The organism is Microbacterium sp. H6, from assembly GCF_003314775.1.
Classification (GTDB): domain Bacteria; phylum Actinomycetota; class Actinomycetes; order Actinomycetales; family Microbacteriaceae; genus Microbacterium; species Microbacterium oxydans.
The window spans coordinates 1-3,121 of sequence record NZ_QOAY01000207.1; the positions used below are offsets into that span (position 1 = coordinate 1).

Here is a 3,121-nt window from a genome sequence, read left to right on the forward strand (position 1 = left end):
AGGCCGGAGGCCGCCGCGCCGGCGCGCAGCGCGACGTCTCCCGGGAGCAGCACATCCGGATCGCCGAGCACACGCATGCGCACGTAGTCGGCTGTCCAGGGTCCGATGCCGGGCATCGCGAGCAGGGCAGCACGCTGGTCGACGCCGTCATCTCCGACCGTGAGCGTCAGGGATCCGTCGGCGAGAGCGGCCGCAGCGCCGGTGATCGCGCGGATACGGGCGGCCGGCCCTCGCAGCACCTCGGCTCCATGGGCGGCGATCGCCGTCATCGTCGGGAAGAGCAGTCCGTTCTCGGTGCGCTCCCCCAGCGCCTCGGTGAGTGCCGTGAGCGCGGTTCTGGCGGCGACCACGGTGATCTGCTGCCCCACCATGGCGCGGATGAGCATCTCATGCGGATCAGCCGACCCCGGCACGCGGATGCCGGGGGTGCGCGCGACGAGCGGCGCGATCTCGTCGTGTTCCGAGAGCGCCTCGTCGATCGCCAGCGGGTCGGCATCGAGGTCGAAGATGCGTCGCACGGTCGAGACCAGCGGTGCCAGGTCCCCCAGCCGCGCGACGCGTGCCCGCAGGTGCAGGCGCTCACCCTCCTCCTGACGCACCTCGAACCAGGCGGGACCACCGGCCATGCGGAGGTGACGCGAGAAGGACGTCGCCATGGTCTCTTCGACGCCGGGGATCGCACGCGCCGCCATCCAGGCGAAGACGCCGCTCGCGTCGAGTGGACCGCGATAGGGCAGCACGAGGTCGATCGAGCCGGGAGCCGCGGACGCCGGAAGCCGTCGCCGCGCCCTGAGCTCCCCCGGCGTGAGGCCGAAGACCTCGCGGATCGTGTCGTTGCACTGTCGGATGCTTGCGAACCCGGCGGAGAACGCGACATCCGAGATGGGCATGTCGGTGCCGACGAGGAGCATGCGCGCGGTGTGCGCCCTGTGTGCCCGCGCCAGTGCGAGCGGCCCGGCGCCGAGTTCGGTGGTCAGCAGCCTCGTGAGGTGCCGACCGGAATAGCCCAGTCGCGCGGCCAGGCCCGGCACGCCCTCCCGTTCCACGACGCCGTCGGAGATCAACCGCATCGCTCGCGCGGCGGTGTCGCCGCGGATATCCCACGCCGGCGAGCCGGGAGCGGCCTCGGGCAGGCAGCGCTTGCAGGCGCGATACCCGGCCTCGTGCGCTGCGGCGCTGGTCGGATAGAACGTCACGTTCTGGGGTTTGGGCGTGCGCGCGGGGCAGCTCGGACGGCAGTAGATCCCGGTCGAACGGACGGCCGTCACGAACTGCCCGTCGAAGCGGGTGTCGCGCGCGCTGATCGCACGGTAACGCTCGTCGAAGTCCGTCACGGGGAAGCTCATGCCTCCACTGTGTCACGCCCCACCGACAACGACTGGCGGAAATCGGACATGACTGTCCGGGCACGAACGCCGAGACCCACCCGCCTCGCCGACACCCATCGCCGCCGCAGTGGGCGCGTGTGGGTCTCGGCGTGGAGAGTGGGTCTCGAGGTATGCGCAGGCGCGCGTTCAGTGGAAGAAGTGGCGCTCACCGGTGAAGAACATCGTGACGCCGGACTTGCGCGCCGCGTCCACGACCTCCTCGTCGCGCACGGAACCGCCCGGCTGCACGATCGCCGTGACGCCGGCATCGATCAGCACCTGAGCGCCGTCGGCGAAGGGGAAGAACGCGTCGGAGGAAGCGACGGATCCGGCCGCCCGGTCCCCTGCACGCTCGACCGCGAGGCGGCAGGAGTCGACGCGGTTGACCTGGCCCATGCCCACGCCCACCGTGGCGTTGTCCTTCGCGAGCACGATCGCGTTCGACTTGACCGCTCGGCAGGCCTTCCACGCGAAGATGAGGTTCTCCATCTCCTCGTCGGTCGGACGCTCACCCGAGACCAGCTCCCAGTTCTTCGCGACGGAGACGATGTCGTCGGGGAACCGGTCGGCATCCTGCAGCAGCAGCCCACCGGAGACGAGACGCACGTCCATGCGCTCCTGCTGCCAGTCCTCGGGCAGCTGCAGCAGGCGCAGGTTCTTCTTCGCCTTGAACACCTCGAGCGCCGCGGGCTCGAACGACGGCGCGACGATGACCTCGGTGAAGATGTCCTTGAGGTTCTCGGCCATCTTCAGCGTGACTGTGCCGTTGGCCGCGATCACACCACCGTATGCCGAGACGGGGTCGCACTCATGCGCACGCAGGTGGGCGCTGGCGATCGGGTCGAGCGCGTTCGGCGCCGTGGTCGCGATACCGCACGGGTTGGCGTGCTTGATGATGGCGACAGCCGGCTTGACCATGTCGTATGCCGCGCGCAGGGCGGCATCGGCGTCGACGTAGTTGTTGTACGACATCTCCTTGCCCTGCAGCTGCGTGGCCTGGGCGATGCCGTGTCCACCGGCGCGCGTGTAGATCGCGCCGCGCTGGTGCGAGTTCTCGCCGTAGCGGAGCGTCGCGAGCCGCTCAGCCTGGATCGTGAGATGCGTCGGCAGATCGCCGTCATCCTGCAGCGTCCCCTCGGCGAACCACGAGGCGACCGCGGTGTCGTACGCCGCTGTGTGCGCGAATGCTCGGGCGGCGAGCTCACGACGCTGCGTCAACGAGGTGCCGCCCTCGCCGATCGCCGCGATGATGCCGGGGTACGACTGCGGCGAGACGACGATCGCCACGTTCGCGTGGTTCTTGGCCGCGGCGCGTACCATCGCGGGGCCGCCGATGTCGATCTGCTCGACCACGTCGTCACCGACCGCGCCGGAGGCGACGGTCTCGATGAACGGGTAGAGGTTCACGACCACGAGCTCGAAGGGAGTGATGTCGAGGTCGGCGAGCTGGCGCTCGTGGTCCTCGAGACGCAGATCGGCGAGCAGGCCGCCGTGGATGTTCGGGTGCAGCGTCTTGACGCGACCGTCGAGCATCTCTGCGACGCCGGTCACGGCGGCGACGTCGGTGACCTCGAATCCCGCCTCGCGGATGGTCGACGCCGTCGAACCCGTCGAGACGATCTCGATACCCGCCTCAGCCAGAGCCGCAGCCAGCAGGAGCAGGTCGGTCTTGTCGCTCACCGAGACGAGCGCGCGCCTGATCGGCACGGTGTCGCGATCGCGGTAGAGCGTGGGGTCGTGGCGGGGGGCGGCCC

The 3,121-nt window shown here is 70.0% G+C and carries 2 protein-coding genes; both read right to left on the reverse strand.

What is annotated here, in order from left to right; genetic code table 11:
• A partial coding sequence (locus tag DSP71_RS13895) for an AlkA N-terminal domain-containing protein (RefSeq protein WP_113681387.1) occupies positions 1 to 1,346 on the reverse strand: 1,346 nt, incomplete at its 3' end.
• A gap of 168 nt (positions 1,347 to 1,514) precedes the next feature.
• Positions 1,515 to 3,121: bifunctional phosphoribosylaminoimidazolecarboxamide formyltransferase/IMP cyclohydrolase (purH, locus tag DSP71_RS13900; RefSeq protein WP_113681397.1), on the reverse strand; the 1,607-nt coding region annotated here is incomplete at its 5' end.